The following is a 17,322-nucleotide window of genomic DNA, read 5'->3' as shown; positions in this document are numbered from 1 at the left end:
ATATTCTTAATTTACATTGCTTTTTTTTTAATAGTAAGTATATACCGTAACATATAACAAGAATTGAAAAAAATACTCCTCCCCATTTGATATATATAGCAAGTTCTTTATAGCCATCAGTTGAAAGCTCAATAAAAGTGAAAGCTGATAGTAATCCCATAATTATCAATAAAATCCACTTTAGTTTACGATTATTATTCTGTTCCATTTTACTATTTATTTGTTTAAATATTATTGTAATCTATTACTGATACCTTCTGCAACGCCGTCAAGAAAATAACCAATTACAATACCTAATAAAAGCATTAAAATCCACTTTAGTTTACGATTATTATTTTTTTCCATTTTACTATTTATTTGTTTAAATATTATTTTACCCTATTACTGATACCTTCTGCAACACCATCAAGAAATTCACATACAACATAAACAGCAATACCAAAACAAACAGGAGTAGTTACAACACCTGCGACTTTTTCTAATTCTTCTTCAGATAATTCATAATTATCTGCTCCAGTGTTACAAAGAATACTTAAATATATTTCTTTTTCATCAAATTGATCTTAGAAAATCAGATTTAGTTTTTAAAAATTATTTGATTATTAAAAAATTTGTTAATAATTTCCTTTAAATCTCGGATGTAATCAATCTATCTCTCAAATCACAATATTAGGATACGCTCTATTATAAATGCTTTAAGAATAACCTCCAAACACATATTAAAATCTGTTTTATAGCTACTTATGGGCAACTCAATAGCTAGTTAATGGCTCCCAATGGCTCTACAATGGCCTTGGATTGGAAAACCAAGGGTGAGACCAACGGTTTTTTGGAAACCCGTTGGTCTCACCCCTGGTTATAAGGTTGAAAATTTCTGTTTTGTTTAGATAGGTAGAAGTAAAATCAATTAAAAAAACTCAAAGAAGTTTTATGAATCCGTGAGCCTAGACTACTAGTGTTTTAAATTAAAGTAGAAAAGAGTTGTTTTTTAACTCAATTCTTTGGTGTAGCAGGTTTTTATTCCCGTCTTATTGTTAATATTTCCTCGTCTTTTTGATATTCGATTTCACTCCACAAGAGTCTTGTCCATTCATTTGCAAAAAATCCCTAAATGTCAGATAACTTCAAAAAGGATTCTAAAATTTGTGAATCTTTTGAATAAACAAAAGTTTCTTAATGTTCATAGTCTTGACAAGACTATAGTAATCAGTTGGTTTATGACATTTTACTCGTTATACATTTTATCTATAATCCCCTTGTATTTTTTCTGAATGACTTTTCGTTTTAGCTTTAAAGTTGCTGTAATTTCTCCCGCTTCGATACTAAATTCTTTAGGTAACAAGCTAAATTTTTTAATTTTTTCAAAAACCGAAAAATCTTTTTGCAAGGCTTCAATTCGTTTTTCAAACATCTCTTTAATTTGACTTTGATTAATCAATTCTTCAATATCCTCGTAGGCAATTTTATGTTCAATAGCATATTTTTTTAAATTCTCAAAACTCGGAACGGCCAATGCGGTTACATACTTCTGTTGGTCACCTATTACTGAAATTTGTTCTATAAAAGCATCGTTTATCAATGCCAATTCTAATTTTTGAGGGGCAATATATTTTCCGCCAGACGTTTTCATTAAATCTTTTATTCTGTCTGTAATGATTAAGTTCCCTTTTTCATCCATCTTTCCAGCATCACCAGTTTTAAACCAACCGTCTTCAAAAACGTCGGCAGTTTCTTTTGGTTTTTTATAATAGCCTTTCATTAAGCTAGGTCCTTTTACTAAAATTTCATCGTTTTCTCCTATTTTTATTTGAGTGCCGTGAATTGCTTTTCCTGCAGAATTAAATTCGAAATGCTTATATCCAAATAGCGAGACGGTTGCTGTAGTTTCAGTTAAACCGTAGCCACATTTGATATTTAAACCAAAAGAATGAAAAAAAGATACCATATCCGGAGCTAAAGGCGCTCCTCCGCAAGGCATAAATTTTATGCGGCCACCAAAAACTTCTCTCAATTTGCTCAACACTAATTTATCTGCAATTTTGTGTTTCAACTTTAAAGCTAATGGTACTTTTATATCGTTTCGTTTGTATTTGTTGAAATAAGCGTTTCCAATACCCAAAGCCCAGCTGGCTAATTTCATTTTGGTAGGCGAAGCTTCTTTCCTTTTATCTTGAATTGCAGCATAAATCTTCTCGAAAATACGAGGAACTGTGCACATCACTGTAGGTTTTACCTCTTTTAATACCTCGGCGATTAACTTCGGATTTTGGTTGAAATATACTTTTATGCCTCGATGCAAACAAAAGAAAACCCAGCTTCTCTCATAAATATGACTCAATGGTAAAAAACTTAATGAAGAATCTTTTTCTGAAACATCTAATTCAAAATCGTGCGCTACTAATGACTGCATAAAGTTTGTATGATCCAGCATGACTCCTTTTGGTTCTCCGGTAGTACCTGAAGTATAAATAATACTTGCCAAATCGGTTGATTCGCATTCGTAATATCTTTTTTGAAGCTCTGTTTCAATGGTTTCATTCATTTTTAAAACCAAAAAATCATTTAAATGAATTGAGTTTTCGTTGTTCTCGATTTTTATGTCTTCGCAAAGACTAACTATGTATTTTAAGTTGCTATTGGTTTTTGAAATTTGCAGTGCTTTATCATATTCTGCCTGACCACCCACAAAAACCAAATTAATTTCAGCATCGTTTACAATATATTCAACCTCGTTCTGTGAATTTGTTGCATAAATAGGAACTGTCACCCCTCTGATGCTCATTATGGCAATATCGGCTATAATCCAGTCGGGCATGTTTTCAGCGAATATGGCAATATTTTGATGTTCTTTTATTCCATAATTCAATAATGCTTTTGACAGGTTTTGAATTTTGTCGCCAAAATCTGTCCATGAAATTCCAACCCATGCATTCAATTTATTATCCTTGTAATAAATTGAATTTTCACCTTGATATTGCAGTACTTTGTTTCTTATTTCTATGCCAATGTGATTATCTTCCATTTTATAGTTTAGCTTTTTATATTTTAAAACCTTAGGTATTGTAGTGGCTCAAAGTTACAAAGATTTACTGCGATTGGAGAAGGTAAGCGGGATATAAAAACCACTGCGTTGCTACAGTAGTTTTGTTTGTTCTCCGAGCAAACGTATCCATTTTTATAAAAATTAGTCATGTATTTGCTTTTCCTGTACGCTATTGCTCGGGTCTCGAAAAACACAACAACAAAACTCAAAGAATCAAGAATGTAAATCTCCAAGTCTAGACTACTAGTGTTTCACATTAAAGTAGAAAAGAGTTGTTTTTTACTTCAGTTCTTTGTTGGTATTTCGCTATTTTTTTATTTCTTTTTCAAAGTCAGAAAGCTTTATTTCATCTTTCTTTTTTGAGTATTCTCCGTAAGCAATTTCTTTTTCCATATCGAATTTTAAATAGTCAGTCGAGCAACTGAAAAAGTCGTAGTCAGTTGAGCTTTCATTTTTCAGTTTGTTGTCACCAAGGACACTTGGAGCGATCAAGTAGTATTCACCGATTTTGAAATTAGCAATGTACGGCCGACATTCCTTTCCATCATCTCCCCATATTTTAATAGTCTCCCTTGTTTCAGAGCCTTTGTATTTTTTGATTATCTCGACAGTCATTGAATAAGGCATTTTTCCTTCATATCCCATGATATCATCGCCCAGGTAGTCATTATATGAGATCACCTTGACTAAAGCCACAAAAATGCTGGTTTTTGAAACGACACTAAATGAACAGTCGTCAAGACATTCGCAGTCACATGCATAAGCTGATAGAGTCGGATAAAGTAGAAATGTTGCTATGAGCGTCAATTGTTTCATGATATCTCTTTTTTTATGAATGCCAATGTTAGCCCTAAAAATTGAGGCCTTTAAAGCTAATAATCTTTTGGCCATTATTTTTAGGACATTTTAGGGTTTGTTTTTTACAAATATTGGTTTTGAATGTGATTGATTTAAAAAAAATTGGCTTGTTCAAATTCACGCCATAAGTAAAACCGCTTTTTTTAAGATCAACACAGTCTATTCACATTATGCTATGGATAAGGTAAGTAGACTAGGAATTAAAATTATCGGTAATCAGTTCCTAAATGGTTATGCAAGTCCATATTCATCTCCAAGGCTTTACTCAAATAAGGCTTTATGGGTTTTTAAGTAGTAGTTGGCAAAAAAGTAGAGATCCGATATTGCAACTGCAATTAGCAGATAAAAACTTGGCATACATTGTTTAAAAGTGACATTGATCACACTTTTCACCTTTGATAGTCGCGGTCCACCAAAGGATTACAAACAAATTATAAAGGATAAACTACTGGAATACAAATATTAATAACGATTCTAAAAAGAGCCTTGACTTACTAGTGCCCAAAATGAAGGAAACTGATAAAAATAGCAGATTCTCACATAAAAAAAGCGTGATCTCCCTAAAAAGCAGCTTTATTTAGATAACCAACTGAATAAAAAGGGGAATTAAACGGATCTAAAACCGCAGCTGATTATTTTTAAAGCCGATGCCAACTTATCGAATTCCCCCTTATTTAAAAATCCCGGATCAGTCAACAAAGCATATAGCGGACTCCACTGAGCCTGCCTGTAGTGCCTTGGCAGGCAGTCCTTGGCCTATCGGCACGCCATATGCTTAGGTATTGCCACCAGTTATTTTATCAGTTTTATTATGTTCGGATAAAGTTTTTCGGTATTTCCATTATTCGTTTTAATAGCAAATAATATCGGCAATATTATATTCAAAGCGTAAAGTCCGATAAACACATAAAATAGAATTTCATAAGTCCCGTAATGCATTATTTTAAACAACGCAAAAGTAGTTATTGAAATAAAAGTTAAAACTGACCAAACTATTTGAAAATTCAAAAGATTTGCTCCGACTTCTTTTAATCCAATTATCTTATCTTTTTTGTTCATCCATAAAATCAGAGGAAGAATTATATTTCCAACTGGAATAGCTAAAAATACTATTACTGAAAGATGAAAAATTATTAGATAACTTTTGTCCTCTTGTTTTCCGTAATCTAAAATGTCTTCTGCATTTATGTCAAGAACTTCACAAATTAAATTCAGGGTTTTTCCACGAGGTTCACTGTCGTTGTTTTCAATCCTTTGAATTGTTCTTAAATTCACTTTTGCAGATTCAGCCAACTCCTCTTGAGATAGTCCTTTTTTCTTTCTTACTTCTCTAATTTTTTTTCCGATTACGTTCATAATTAATTTTGGTTTATTGTTCTGACAAAACTACTTATGAATCTATCATTTTGATAACGGTTTGTTTGCGACATTTTTATGACATTTTCGTCAATCTGTTGATATTGTTGAGTTTTTTTAATTGGAGGCAACAACATTGAGATAACAAAACAAGTTGTGTTATCCATTTTATTAAATATCCAATATAAGAACTTTTTATCTTCTTAAAAGTCTTAACATTAAAATCATGCTTTAATAAACGGTGATATCTGGGGTAATTAATCTACCTATCACATCACACTATTAGATATTTCACTCAAGCATTCAAATTATTCAGCCTCTAACCTTTTAATCATTTGTTTCATCTCTTCAATTTCCATTCGCTGTGCCTTGATGATGTCTTTAGCCAATTGCTTTACTTCTGGATCTTGAATATCTGCTCGTTCACTGGTTAAAATTGCAATAGAATGGTGCGGAATCATCGCCTTCATCCATAATACATCGCCAATAATAGGTGCTTGTATGCGTACCAGTCCTAAAGCAGCTAAAAAGAGAGCGATACTACCAACAATAATGGCAATATTCTTCTTTTTATTTTGATACATTCCACGCATTGCCACGTACATAATGATTGCCATTGCAGAAATACCCAGACAACTCATATAAAATCGAGTCAAACTGAAATACACGTGATCGATGGCATAGGTATTTAGATACATCGTAACATACATTGCCACAAAGGAGGCAGCGAGCATTCCTACAAATTTGGTGTAGTTATTTTTCTTTTTTGAATCCTGATCCATCTCGGCTTTGCTTTCCATTTTTGTTGATTTTAGTTACTAATTGATTGTTTTTGTTTTTAGTCTCAGTGCATTTCCTATCACTGAAACTGAACTAAAGCTCATCGCCAATGCTGCAATCATAGGTGAGAGCAGAATCCCGAAAACTGGAAATAACACCCCTGCGGCAATGGGTATACCTACCGTATTATAGATGAGTGCAAAGAACAGATTCTGCTTGATGTTTCTCATCACGGCGTGACTCAAATTTTTTGCTTTCACAATCCCGTGGAGATCGCCTTTGACTAAGGTAATCATGGCACTTTCAATAGCCACATCGGTTCCTGTTCCCATGGCAATACCAACATCACTTTTTGCCAATGCTGGGGCATCATTTATCCCATCACCAGCCATTGCAACTACTTTCCCTTGGTCTTGTAGCTTCTCAACTTCTTTCAATTTATCTTCTGGTAACATACTGGCTTTAAAATTAGCAAGACTAAGTTCTAATGCTACTGCTTGAGCAGTATCGTGATTATCTCCCGTTAACATAATGACTGCAACGCCTTTGTCTTGTAGCTCCTTAATCGCCTTTGCACTGGTGGCTTTTATTTTATCACCGATAACGACATAACCCACTACCCTTTTATCGACTGCCAAATAAGAAACGGTTTTTCCTTGTTTTTGATAAGTTTTGGCCTCTTCTTGCATCTGCGAGTCAATTTCAACATTGGCATAAGCCATCATTTTAGGATTTCCTAAAGCAACTTTTTTGTCATTTATAGTAGCTTGTACCCCTTTGCCTGTGACTGCACTAAATCCATCTGACTTTATCATTTGAGCATTTTGCTCTTTACCATATTTCACAGTTGCTTCTGCTAAAGGATGTTCGCTATTGCTGTTTAACGACACGATGTATTGAAGCACTTTACTTTCATTAAAACCTCTTTCACTGTTGGCTTGGTCATCAGTAAATGAACCTATTTTTTCTACAGTTGGTTTTCCTTCCGTAATCGTTCCTGTTTTATCGATAATCAAGGTATCTACCTTGTCCATTTTTTCAAGAGCTTCAGCATTTTTAATCAGTACACCATTTTGAGCACCTTTACCCACACCTACCATAACAGACATAGGTGTAGCTAGTCCTAAGGCACACGGACAGGCAATAATAAGCACTGCAATAGCATTCACAAACGCATACACATAAACGGGCTCAGGACCCCAAATTGCCCAAACTATAAAGGTTATTAAGGAAATTAAGACCACAACTGGCACAAAGTAGCCCGAAACTTTATCAGCTAAATTTTGGATTGGTGCACGACTTCGACTGGCATTGTTAACCATGTGGATAATTTGAGACAGTAAGGTATCGCTCCCAACCTTTTTAGCTTTCATCAAAAAGGATTGGTTACCGTTGATGGTACCGCTACTCACTTTATCACCTTTAGCTTTGTCTACAGGAATAGGCTCTCCAGTAATCATAGATTCGTCTATACTAGTATCTCCTTCGGTAATCACTCCATCCACAGGAATTTTATCGCCTGGTTTTACTTTCAGAATGTCGTCCAATTCTATCTTATCTATACTCACTTCAACTTCTTCTCCCTCCACTATTTTTATGGCTTTGTTTGGAGCTAACTTCAGTAATTCTTTTACTGCTGAATTGGTTTTGCTATGCGCTCTTGCTTCGAGGAGTTGTCCTAAAAGCACTAGTGTCAAAATAACGGTTGCAGCTTCAAAATACACGTGTACTGCTCCAGACTCAGCTTTGAATTGATCTGGGAAAATATCGGGAAAGAACATCCCAAACACACTGAATAACCAAGCCACACCAGCACCAATACCAATAAGGGTGAACATATTGAGATTCCAAGTTGTGATACTTTTATAAGCACGTTCAAAAAACATCCAAGTGGCATAAAAAACCACTGGAATAGATAAACCAAATTGAATCCAATTCCACTGTTTTTGTTCCAGGACATCATATAATGGATTATTGGAAAGCATCTCGCTCATAGCGATCAGGAAGATTGGCAATGTAAATACTGTTGCAATCCAAAATTTCTTCAATAGTTTCTGATAGGTTTTCTCTTCTGCAGAGACGTCTGCTTGCATCGGCACTAAATCCATTCCGCAGATCGGACAAGAGCCTGCTTCGTCTTTTGTAACCTCTGGATGCATGGGGCAAGTAAATCCTCCCCCTAACCCCCTCCCAAGGAGGGGGGACTGCTCTTCTACGAGATCCATTCCGCAAACAGGACAGTCGCCAGGTTTGTTGTAGGTTCTGTCGCCTTCGCAGTGCATGGGACAGTAAAAGGAGCCTCCCATCCCCCGAAGGGGGCTTTTCTCACTCTTGCTCTTATCTTTGTTTTTTCTCCTCCCCTTTGGGGAGGCTGGGAGGGGATTTTTATGGATACTATAGTTATCGCCATCCTCCTGAAGCACTTTTTGAAAGGTCTCAATAGGAATGTGTGATTCCGTTTCAATTGTAGCTTCTTCTTGTTCTAAATTAACCCTTGCGTTGGAAACTCCTTCTACTTTAGAGAGCGTTTCTTCTACGTGATTTCTGCATCCATTGCAGGTCATACCTTGTATGTGATAAGTGTGTTTCATTGTTTTTTTTAGCGTATGACTTCTGACTTTAGACTTAATGCTTTCTAAGTTTACAAGTCTTGCATCAATTTATATTATGTTCAAAATTGAATCATTTGAGATAAAACTTATCGTTATTATTTGTTTGAACTAGACCTAACAGGTTTCAAAAACCTGTTAGGTCTGAACGTGTGAGTGTGTTTCATTTTATCTCAATTTTTTTAACAGAAGCAAACTTAACAGGTTTCAAAAACCTGTTAGGTCTGAACGTGTGAGTGTGTTTCATTTTGTCTCAATTTTTTTTAACAGAAGCAAACTTAACAGGTTTCAAAAACCTGTTAGGTCTGAACGTGTGAGTGTGTTTCATTTTGTCTCAATTTTTTTAACAGAAGCAAACTTAACAGGTTTCAAAACCTGTTAGGCTTTTCATCTTGATATTATTCTAATACAATATCTTCCATACCTTCAGTATCCATTCTTCTTGATGCGAGAACAGATTTAAAATTATCTTTATCATCAAAGTATTCTATCACTTCCTTTCGTTTTAAGAGGCTTGTTTTTTCGCTTATAAGAGATAAATACGAAGAATAGGCATAGGTTTCATAATTAGCAATCTGATGGTGAGAAGGATTTGTGTTGATATAGATTATCAGATTTTTCAAATAGTTTTCATCAGTAATTTTGATCCGTTTTAAATGCTCTTGGAATAGGCTACCTCTCCTATTGTTGCTTTTATTAATCGCCTTCGTGTAGGCGTTCAACATATTAGAAATGGGTTGATACAATTTATGCTTTCCTTCCTTTATGGTTGTGGGAAGTTTTTCATTTTTCTTAAAGCGGAAGAGAATATGAAAATGATTAGGTAACAAACAATAACTATACACATCGCCTTTGTTAAACAAATATTTCTTTACCAATGACAAAAAATAAATGTAATTGTCCTGCTCCAGAAAAATGTGCTCCTTATTATTCCCACGGTTGTAGATGTGGAAAAAATGCCCTGCTTCAAAGGGTTGGTATTTCATAGCTGGTTGTTTAGGAGACCTAACAGGTTTTTAAAACCTGTTAGGTCTGGTTAGGCTTAGCTTTTAGTTGATCTCTCGCTGTACTTTACCGCAATTAAGCATTTGGCTACCGTAGTAAGGATTTTTAATATCTTCTTCCATACTCAACCAAGCACTGCCACCATCGTACATAGGACAAAATTGCTCGTACAACTTCTTGTTTGTTCCTGTAATAGCGACCATATCTGTAATGTCTTTGCTTAAGATTTTGAAATGTTCTCGCTGGTGAGCTATATCACTTTCTGATATGTGCTCCGCGTGTTCTGTGGCATCTATAATAATATTCTTCAATTCTGATTGCTTAGTATCAGAATAACTTGACACATCAAAAGATTTTAGAGATTGTGTCAATGCCATTCCTAAGTCTTTAGCTTTTGCGTTATCATCGCCTACCAAAGCATTTTTCAGGTTGAAGTAGTCTTTTAAAATAACTTCAGCCTTTGAATCCTGACTACTATTTATTGCCATAGCTTCGCTATCAGTCATTGTTTCTTGATGCATTTGATTGACCATTGGTGTAGGCGCTTCATTTTTGTTTGCATCTTTACAAGACACTGCTGTTAAGGTTATAAATGCTATCGCAACTACACCTAATGTTGATTTTAATTTACTCATTGTTTTAAATTTAAGTTTCTGTTTATAATTATCAATTTGTAGGGTGACCTTACAGTCTTTCAATTACTTTTTCCAGCATTGCAGTTATTTCGTTGGCAATGTCATTCAATTTTTCATTATTTACAGCTTGCATAGACGCCATCGGGTTGACCGCAGCTACTTCAATCACGTCCGTTTTAATTTCCTGTACAATGACATTACAGGGCAACATCGTGCCTATTTTATCTTCTGCCTGCAAGGCTTTATAGGCAAAAGGCGGATTGCAGGCACCAAGAATTTTGTACTGCTTGAAATCCACATCGAGTTTCTGTTTCATGGTTTCTTTTATATCGATTTCTGTGAGTATGCCAAACCCTTCTTCTTTCAATCCTTTCTTGGCTTTATCGATAACCTCTTGAAAAGTACCTTGTATTGTTTTATTAAAATAATACTTCATTGTTTTTTAATTTTTAGTGTTCAACGTTCGTTTTTGTTCTTCATATTCTTCTTTGGATATTTCACCCTTAGCGAGCCGCTTGTCCAGAATATCCATAGGATTTTCTCTCTTTAAGGTATTCTGTCTATTTCTTCCATTGTAAAAAAATACGCCTAATACAATGACGGCCGGAACGAGTATCCACCACCACATCATCATAGTGATAACGTTTTAAAGTTAATTAATTATTTTTATTTACAATTGCCTAAATAGTTAAGGCGGGAATTTATTATCCTTTATTCTTCATTTTCCCCTTCAACTTTTGCATCATTCCTTTCATCATTTCAGGGTTTTGATCCATCATTTGCATCATCTTTGCTTTCATATCTTCTTTCATCTTTCCGTTAGACTGAATTTTATCCATCAACATTTTACGACCCTTTACGCTCTCCATCATTTTATCCAACATTTTGGAATGCATCTTTTGCATCATTTCAGGATTATTCTCCATCATCTTCTGCATATGAGCTTGCATATTTTCTTGCATTTCAGGGTTTTTCTCCATCATCATTTTCATATTTCCAGACTCCATCTGTTCCATGTGGCCTTTCATCAATATCAGTTTGGCTTCTTCATTTTTTCGAATCTCACTGATGAAGTTGGTCAATTTAACGGGGTTTGAAATGATTTCCTGATGGACAGCTTGCCTATTTTCTTCCGTTTTATTTGCCGTTAATTGTGCATTTGCCCCTAAGGAAATACAGAACAAGAGCAGCACTAATAGTCTCATTATCATCTATTTATTTTTTTCTGTAGTTTGTATAAAAATAAGACTGATTTTCAGCGCGTCGTGTCATAATTCTGGTTTATATCAATACAATTTGGTCTAATGGGTTTCTGACCTTTCTTTGTTCAGCTTTGTATTGAGAAAGACTTAATCCTGTTTCGACTTTAAATTGCCTACTTAAATGATTGATATGACTATAATTTAGCAATTGCCCCATTTCGGTAAAATTGTATTCTTGGTTTTGAATGAGCTCTTTTACTTTTTCAATTTTCAATTTGATGAAATATTATTCGATGGTAATTCCTTCATGTATTGAAAACAACTTGCTGGTTTTTGAATATTCCTTTCGCAATTTTTCTTCGAGAAAGGTGGACAATTTCGTGTTAATATATAGAGGCAATTGTTGCAGTAATTTTATAAGTTCAATTTTTACTTGCTCTATCAACTGTTTTTCGGGACTGTCAATCAATGAGAATCCGTTTTTTTTTAAAATGGAAATTAGGGTTTCTTTTAGACCTAACAGGTTTTTGAAACCTGTTAGGTCTGTATTATCAATACTTATTAAATTTCAGTTGATTTTAAACTCAAGTTCTATGTTATTGTTTAGTTCAACCTGTTGATGATTGAATTCTAATTCCCAATCTGTAATAAAATTATTTGGATAATTTGTGGAAACGCAATCAAGTATTGATTCGAGTATTACTGAATTCAGGTTGTTTTTTTTCAAATGTGCTGTAGCGGCTCGAGCATAAGAACAGAGGCTAGCTTAAATGCACAAATTTTTCAGATTAAAATTAATTTTCTTGAAATACGAAAACTTTAATTTCAGTACAGAATTTCGCCGTTGTTTTTATGCGTCGTTGTAAGTAGTTTTAATCATATTGTAGTGTCGATATTTTGGTGCAATCAGAGTTTTCGTTACTACTTTTACAGTACCAATATCCTTCTTTAATACCGATATTTAAATCATCATTTTCACAATTCGAACAAGTAGCAAGCATTTCACTAAGTCTAAGTCCACTTTCATACTTAATAAGTTCAGTTGCTGTTTTTGTGGAATTTTTATTAGTATTTCCTATCAAAACAATTTTTTCTTCGTTTGTAGATTCATCGTTTAGATATTTAATTTCAATACTTTTAACACTAACGTTAAGTTTTTCTTTTTTCTGGATGCGCTTGTTCCATTCTTCTATTATATCATCTTTGGATATTTTTTCACCTTTATAATTGTAGAATTCAATCGTATTTATGTCAGTTTCTGAATACTTGTTTTCAGGTTCCTGACAGGAAAATAGGAAAGATATCATCATTAAGGCAATTATTAGATTTTTCATATTATCTTGACTTTAAATTACTGACAACGCTCTTGAGTATAATTGGTTGAGTGTCTCATGCACTAATATAGCAAATAAAAACGAACTAGAAAATCTGCGAGTCCCGACGCTTTGGAATTCGTAAGTAGGCTAGAACCAAGCAATTAATTATACACGCCTTAAGTTTGATTTCTATTACATTTATGTATTAATTGGAAATAACATAAGAGAGGAATAAATTGATATTAGCCATTTAGTTTTCGACTTCACGGATTCCGATGGTAATTATCATCAGTTTAAAAACAATCCTTCTGGCTTCAAAAAATTTGCAAAACTCTTAAATCAACAGAGTCATACACAGTATCGATTATATCTAAACTCCTTAATTATACATTTAAAGTATAAGTTTTACTGAATTTTCTCTTGTTGATCTCATCAGTTATTAAATCACCTATATTAAAAAGCTTTAGTAGGTTTGGTGCGATTTAAATGTTGTGGGAAAGGACAAGTACAGTTTTGCGTCTTAGCGCAATCAAACCTAAAATAGGGCCTAGAGCTAAAAGTACATAAATACTATTTGAATCGGTTAGTTCTATCATCATAGTCATTATTTGAATGCTAATTATGGTTATGGAATACCCTATACAATTTACAATAGTAAGTGCGGTGCCTTTCATCTCTGCTGGCGCATTCTGAGCAACAAGTGTAGATAAAAGCGGTGAATCTGCAATCACCACTATTCCCCAAAAAATAAGAAATCCAAGAAAGAAACTTTCAAATTCACTCGTAAATACCCATGGAGAAATAAGGCAACATCCACAGGATAAAAGAAGGGCTATAAATGCTGTTCGTTTGGTTCCTAGAACTTGTGAGAGGTAACCGCTGAATATACAGCCCATCGCTCCTACTCCAATGATTAGAAATGATAATAATGGAATATTGAATATGACTTGTGGATGTTCTGTGCTGTATTTTTTTAGCATGATGGGTACAAATGCCCAAAAAGCGTACAACTCCCACATGTGTCCAAAATATCCGAAAGCCACAGACCGAAATTTTATATTTCGGAATACACTAAAAAATGCTGATAGATCTGTTCGTTTGCTTTGTTTTCTGAACGGACCATCTGGCACCAGTATAACCATTAGCAAACCTCCTAAAACCCCGAGAGATGAAGTTGTTATCAAAACCGATTTCCAAGAATACACAAGGGTCATTTCTTTTAACAAATGAGGAAATGCAGTACCCAACACTAAGGCGCCAACTAAAAATCCCAGCGACTTGCCGAGTCCTTTTTCATAATAATCCGCGGCAATTTTCATCCCAACTGGATAGATACCCGCGAGAAAAAAGCCTGTAAAGAAACGAAGTGAAAGTAAACTCAATAAATGGTTTGCCTCCCATATGACTCCTAAGTTGAAGAGTGATCCCAATAAAGCACTGACTAAAAAAACTTTTGAAGGTGAAAAGCGATCTGCAATTGTCAAAATAGCGAAAATCAAAGTCCCAATGATAAATCCAAATTGTACGGCTGAAGTTAAGTGCCCCAAAGCACTCACACCAAGATCAAAATTTATAACAAGATTGTTTATAACACCATTTCCGGCAAACCAAAGCGAGGTGCAGCAAAACTGAGAGAAAACAATTACTGGAAGTATTAATTTAGAGTGTTTCACTTAGAATAGTATTCAATTTCACTTAACGCCTTCGTAAAATGAATGTAGCGTTAAAACGCCTAATCTAACACATACTCACCAAACCTGCCAGCGAAAAGACTAGTAGAATAACTAATCGTTGCGACTGTGTTTCATGACGCCTATTTCCAACTGAAGTTTATTGATTTTGGACATTATAGATGAATTGTATAATTCTGAATTTTTGTTAACCAAAGATGATATAATATATGCATGATAAACACTTTTGTGGTAGGATAAGAATAACCATATATCCAAAACATTCATCACTTCACGATTGTCTATCGATAATGGAATGCCGATAGCGTTCAGTTGCCTTTTCTAAGTTTTCTGAAAGCGATTTTAACCAGCCCATGTGGTTGGATATCAAATAAGCTTCTTGGAGAGCATGAAGCGTTTCTGTGTCTAATTCAGTATGGCCTTGACTGATGTTTTCATCTCGCTTTCTAGATAAATGTTGGTATTTGCCCAATAACTTCTCCTGTGCATCTTCCGCGGTTTCTTCAGTAAGCTTTTTCTTAAATTGAGTATGGTCCAAACTGTCACAAGCCGTCTGTAAAGTGTTGGCGATTTTATGGATGAGTAGATTGAATTCTACCGAAGCAGGTGTGGTTTGATGAGTGATGATAAAATTACCTATGGACGCAATAGCAGAAATCATGGTCTGGTTAAGGGTCACCATTTCATAAATTAATTGGAATTCATTTTGTTTCGATTTTGGATCTTGCGTCAATCTTTGGAAGGCTGCATTTAAATTACTAATCGCCAGAAAGGCGTCTTTCCTTGCCAGATTATAGGACAGTTTGTTTGCTGAGGGATCTTGATACAATTCCTGTGTTGCTAAGAGGTATTTTTTATTCATCTCTAAAGCATTCAAAAGCACTTGTTTTAGATTGTTTGCTTCCCAACTAGGAAATATGGTGTAGTTTGCAACAACGGCGATAGTGGCCCCAATGATGGTGTCCAGGACGCGATACTGGATGACCTCGAAGGCATCCGGATTAATTAAGGAATACACGAAGACAATACTGATGGTAATTAATGCAGCAGCAGACTTATAATTTTGTTGAATCAATGCAAAGGCAAATATCAACGAAACCAATGCTAATATCGAATAGACCACCACATTTTGGGTGATAAGCACAATACCAACAGCCACTACAGCCCCTATGAGTGTTCCAATGATACGATCTTTTGAGCGTTCTTTGGTTAAGCCATAGCTAGGCCGCATAATAACAATGATGGTTAGCAAAATCCAATAGGTGTTTTGAATATCCAAAAGAAAACCTAGCAGATAGGCCAAGACCATCGCAATGCTAAGGCGTAAGGAATGTCTAAACATGGTGGAATCGAAACTCAAATTTTGAATAAGGACATTCAGTCTGTATTCTTGAAGTGTTAAAAACTGACTCGAATTTTGTCTTTTTAAAGAAACTTTAGAGGCATCTTGGACATTTGCCATCACCCGTCTTATAGCTTTAATCTCTTCAAGCAGTTGTTCTTGGTAATCGTATAGATTTTTCAATACCAAAGCACCCTCTCGCGCTTGGGGTAATTTCACGGTATCGATATAATTGGAGATGGAATCGTTGGCATCTGATAATGCCTTTAATAAATGTTCTTTATCTGGTATTTCATCATTTTGAATCAATAATTCTGACAAGCGTATGAGATGGTTACCCATGATTTTATTCAGGGTTTTGGAAGCTTTTAGAAATTCTTTACGCTCGCCAAAAATTCCATCGATCGTTTTATAATCCAAATGTTTAGCTTCTATCAATTCGAAAATCTTGATTGAGGAAAGGAAAATCAATAATTGCTTTTCTTCATATCTCGAACGTCCAGAACGTTTACGCGCCGTAAGCAGTGTTTCTCGAAGTGTCTCGTGCTTATCGTTGATTTTATTTTGAAGGACGAAAGTTTGTTGAAGGCGTTCGTCACGCTTCGTTTTCTTGGTTAAAAGTTTTGCTCTTAATTTTAGGTACTCGCCAATGAGGTTGAGTGTATCTGACAAGAGTTGATTCTGATCTTTTTTGGGGGAAATCTTTTGAAAGATAAAAGATAGAATCAAATACCATAGACCACCAACTCCCATTAAGGCAACTTGAATCAAAATTTCATGAGCTGTTTCTTTTTGAATGGCAAAGGCAATGACCATGGAGAGTAAGCCTGAAAAGGAAACCAATGACGCTCTAAAACCATACACTGAAATGAGCGACACTACAAACGAAATAACTGTAATGGCCAACAACAAAAAGGCTAAAAAAGGTTTTAAAAATAAGATGATGCCCGTAATAAGCATGGTTAGCCCAATGCTTATCAAAACGGCATTAACTTTACGTTTATTACTACCAGGAATATCCCCAGGCGCATTTAAAAAAGCACCGACAGCAACTGGTAATGCATATTCAAAATACCCTAAAAAGTACAGTACACCAAAAGGCACAGCTATTCCCACCCCAAGCCGAATCCCTCGGTCGAAGTTGGTGCTTTTTAGAAACAATTCTAGTTGTTTGAGTTTTTCCTTCAAGAAACTTTTAAATTTGATAGTAAAGTTAGGGTAATTGTGGGGGAAGTACTATCTACTAAGCTAATTTTAGTAGGTGTTCAACCGATGACTATAAAAACCCCTAGCCTTATATAGGTTATAAAACCCTTTTGCATACGGCATGATGTCCTGTTTTTAATTTTTGAGTTAAGGCTTCTACCTATTTTTAATTTTTCATATTTTTACAGCTAAAGCGTATGATTATGAAATGTCAACTTGATCTTTTGGCCTTTGGTTGTTATAATGATTTTCTTTGTCAATTTATTTAAAAAAAGTCAC

14 protein-coding genes and 2 pseudogenes are annotated in these 17,322 nt (G+C 34.8%); 2 read left to right on the top strand and 14 right to left on the bottom strand.

Features of this window, described 5'->3' with window-relative positions; genetic code table 11:
• The 3 genes from PGOND44_RS15960 to PGOND44_RS13795 form a co-directional block, all read right to left on the bottom strand.
• The coding region (locus tag PGOND44_RS15960; RefSeq protein WP_003444188.1) for a hypothetical protein at positions 1 to 208 on the bottom strand (208 nt) is incomplete at its 3' end.
• Between the two features lie 1,017 nt (positions 209 to 1,225).
• Positions 1,226 to 3,022 (bottom strand): AMP-dependent synthetase/ligase, encoded by a 1,797-nt coding sequence (locus PGOND44_RS13800; protein WP_003444186.1) that lies wholly within the window; start codon positions 3,020 to 3,022, stop codon positions 1,226 to 1,228.
• A 327-nt stretch (positions 3,023 to 3,349) separates the two neighbouring features.
• Positions 3,350 to 3,934, bottom strand: a complete 585-nt coding sequence (locus PGOND44_RS13795; RefSeq protein WP_003444182.1) for a hypothetical protein — start codon at positions 3,932 to 3,934, stop codon at positions 3,350 to 3,352.
• Between the two features lie 203 nt (positions 3,935 to 4,137).
• On the opposite strand from PGOND44_RS13795, the pseudogene PGOND44_RS16145 reads away from it, so the two are divergent.
• Positions 4,138 to 4,367: pseudogene (locus tag PGOND44_RS16145) on the top strand (IS91 family transposase); the annotation flags it as partial.
• Between the two features lie 326 nt (positions 4,368 to 4,693).
• Here PGOND44_RS16145 and PGOND44_RS13790 read toward each other — a convergent pair.
• The 9 genes from PGOND44_RS13790 to PGOND44_RS13745 all read right to left on the bottom strand — a co-directional run bounded on the left by PGOND44_RS13790 (position 4,694) and on the right by PGOND44_RS13745 (position 12,822).
• Entirely contained in the window at positions 4,694 to 5,257 is a 564-nt protein-coding gene (locus tag PGOND44_RS13790) for a helix-turn-helix domain-containing protein (protein WP_003444177.1), read from the bottom strand.
• Positions 5,258 to 5,565: 308 nt separating this feature from the next.
• The gene (locus tag PGOND44_RS13785; RefSeq protein WP_040556205.1) at positions 5,566 to 6,039 is read right to left on the bottom strand and encodes a DUF305 domain-containing protein; all 474 of its coding nucleotides are present in this window, start codon (positions 6,037 to 6,039) and stop codon (positions 5,566 to 5,568) included.
• 36 nt (positions 6,040 to 6,075) lie between these two features.
• Positions 6,076 to 8,628 (bottom strand): heavy metal translocating P-type ATPase, encoded by a 2,553-nt coding sequence (locus PGOND44_RS13780; protein ID WP_003444172.1) that lies wholly within the window; start codon positions 8,626 to 8,628, stop codon positions 6,076 to 6,078.
• Positions 8,629 to 9,044: 416 nt separating this feature from the next.
• Positions 9,045 to 9,632, bottom strand: a complete 588-nt coding sequence (locus tag PGOND44_RS13775; RefSeq protein WP_003444171.1) for a transposase — start codon at positions 9,630 to 9,632, stop codon at positions 9,045 to 9,047.
• A 63-nt stretch (positions 9,633 to 9,695) separates the two neighbouring features.
• Entirely contained in the window at positions 9,696 to 10,286 is a 591-nt protein-coding gene (locus PGOND44_RS13770) for a DUF3347 domain-containing protein (protein WP_003444169.1), read from the bottom strand.
• 49 nt (positions 10,287 to 10,335) lie between these two features.
• A complete protein-coding gene (locus PGOND44_RS13765) occupies positions 10,336 to 10,722 on the bottom strand; it encodes a DUF302 domain-containing protein (protein ID WP_003444167.1) in 387 nt (128 codons plus the stop codon).
• A gap of 6 nt (positions 10,723 to 10,728) precedes the next feature.
• Positions 10,729 to 10,920, bottom strand: a complete 192-nt coding sequence (locus PGOND44_RS13760) for an SHOCT domain-containing protein (protein WP_003444165.1) — start codon at positions 10,918 to 10,920, stop codon at positions 10,729 to 10,731.
• Between the two features lie 70 nt (positions 10,921 to 10,990).
• Positions 10,991 to 11,491, bottom strand: coding sequence for a DUF4175 domain-containing protein (locus PGOND44_RS13755; protein ID WP_236612004.1), 501 nt, complete (start codon positions 11,489 to 11,491; stop codon positions 10,991 to 10,993).
• 869 nt (positions 11,492 to 12,360) lie between these two features.
• Positions 12,361 to 12,822, bottom strand: coding sequence for a hypothetical protein (locus PGOND44_RS13745; RefSeq protein WP_003444162.1), 462 nt, complete (start codon positions 12,820 to 12,822; stop codon positions 12,361 to 12,363).
• Between the two features lie 217 nt (positions 12,823 to 13,039).
• On the opposite strand from PGOND44_RS13745, the pseudogene PGOND44_RS16140 reads away from it, so the two are divergent.
• Positions 13,040 to 13,156 (top strand): annotated as a pseudogene (locus PGOND44_RS16140) (IS110 family transposase); the annotation flags it as partial.
• 130 nt (positions 13,157 to 13,286) lie between these two features.
• On the opposite strand, the gene PGOND44_RS13740 reads toward PGOND44_RS16140, so the two are convergent.
• Positions 13,287 to 14,477 carry an MFS transporter gene (locus PGOND44_RS13740; RefSeq protein WP_003444159.1) on the bottom strand — a complete coding sequence of 397 codons (1,191 nt, stop codon included), beginning with the start codon at positions 14,475 to 14,477 and terminating at the stop codon, positions 13,287 to 13,289.
• Positions 14,478 to 14,766: 289 nt separating this feature from the next.
• Positions 14,767 to 17,025 carry an FUSC family protein gene (locus PGOND44_RS13735; protein WP_003444156.1) on the bottom strand — a complete coding sequence of 753 codons (2,259 nt, stop codon included), beginning with the start codon at positions 17,023 to 17,025 and terminating at the stop codon, positions 14,767 to 14,769.
• Positions 17,026 to 17,322 lie beyond the last annotated feature (297 nt).

Origin of the sequence: Psychroflexus gondwanensis ACAM 44, from assembly GCF_000355905.1 — a bacterium.
GTDB lineage: Bacteria > Bacteroidota > Bacteroidia > Flavobacteriales > Flavobacteriaceae > Psychroflexus > Psychroflexus gondwanensis.
The sequence above is the reverse complement of the archived record's forward strand: the minus strand, read 5'-3'. Positions and strand labels throughout refer to the sequence as shown.

What these genes read in the sequence shown, in the direction of transcription:
- PGOND44_RS13800 (WP_003444186.1), bottom strand. Translation starts at nt 3,022, where the DNA reads ATGGAAGATAATCACATTGGCATAGAAATAAGAAACAAAGTACTGCAA.
- PGOND44_RS13795 (WP_003444182.1), bottom strand. Translation starts at nt 3,934, where the DNA reads ATGGCCAAAAGATTATTAGCTTTAAAGGCCTCAATTTTTAGGGCTAAC.
- PGOND44_RS13790 (WP_003444177.1), bottom strand. Translation starts at nt 5,257, where the DNA reads ATGAACGTAATCGGAAAAAAAATTAGAGAAGTAAGAAAGAAAAAAGGA.
- PGOND44_RS13785 (WP_040556205.1), bottom strand. Translation starts at nt 6,039, where the DNA reads ATGGATCAGGATTCAAAAAAGAAAAATAACTACACCAAATTTGTAGGA.
- PGOND44_RS13780 (WP_003444172.1), bottom strand. Translation starts at nt 8,628, where the DNA reads ATGAAACACACTTATCACATACAAGGTATGACCTGCAATGGATGCAGA.
- PGOND44_RS13775 (WP_003444171.1), bottom strand. Translation starts at nt 9,632, where the DNA reads ATGAAATACCAACCCTTTGAAGCAGGGCATTTTTTCCACATCTACAAC.
- PGOND44_RS13770 (WP_003444169.1), bottom strand. Translation starts at nt 10,286, where the DNA reads ATGAGTAAATTAAAATCAACATTAGGTGTAGTTGCGATAGCATTTATA.
- PGOND44_RS13765 (WP_003444167.1), bottom strand. Translation starts at nt 10,722, where the DNA reads ATGAAGTATTATTTTAATAAAACAATACAAGGTACTTTTCAAGAGGTT.
- PGOND44_RS13760 (WP_003444165.1), bottom strand. Translation starts at nt 10,920, where the DNA reads ATGATGATGTGGTGGTGGATACTCGTTCCGGCCGTCATTGTATTAGGC.
- PGOND44_RS13755 (WP_236612004.1), bottom strand. Translation starts at nt 11,491, where the DNA reads ATGAGACTATTAGTGCTGCTCTTGTTCTGTATTTCCTTAGGGGCAAAT.
- PGOND44_RS13745 (WP_003444162.1), bottom strand. Translation starts at nt 12,822, where the DNA reads ATGAAAAATCTAATAATTGCCTTAATGATGATATCTTTCCTATTTTCC.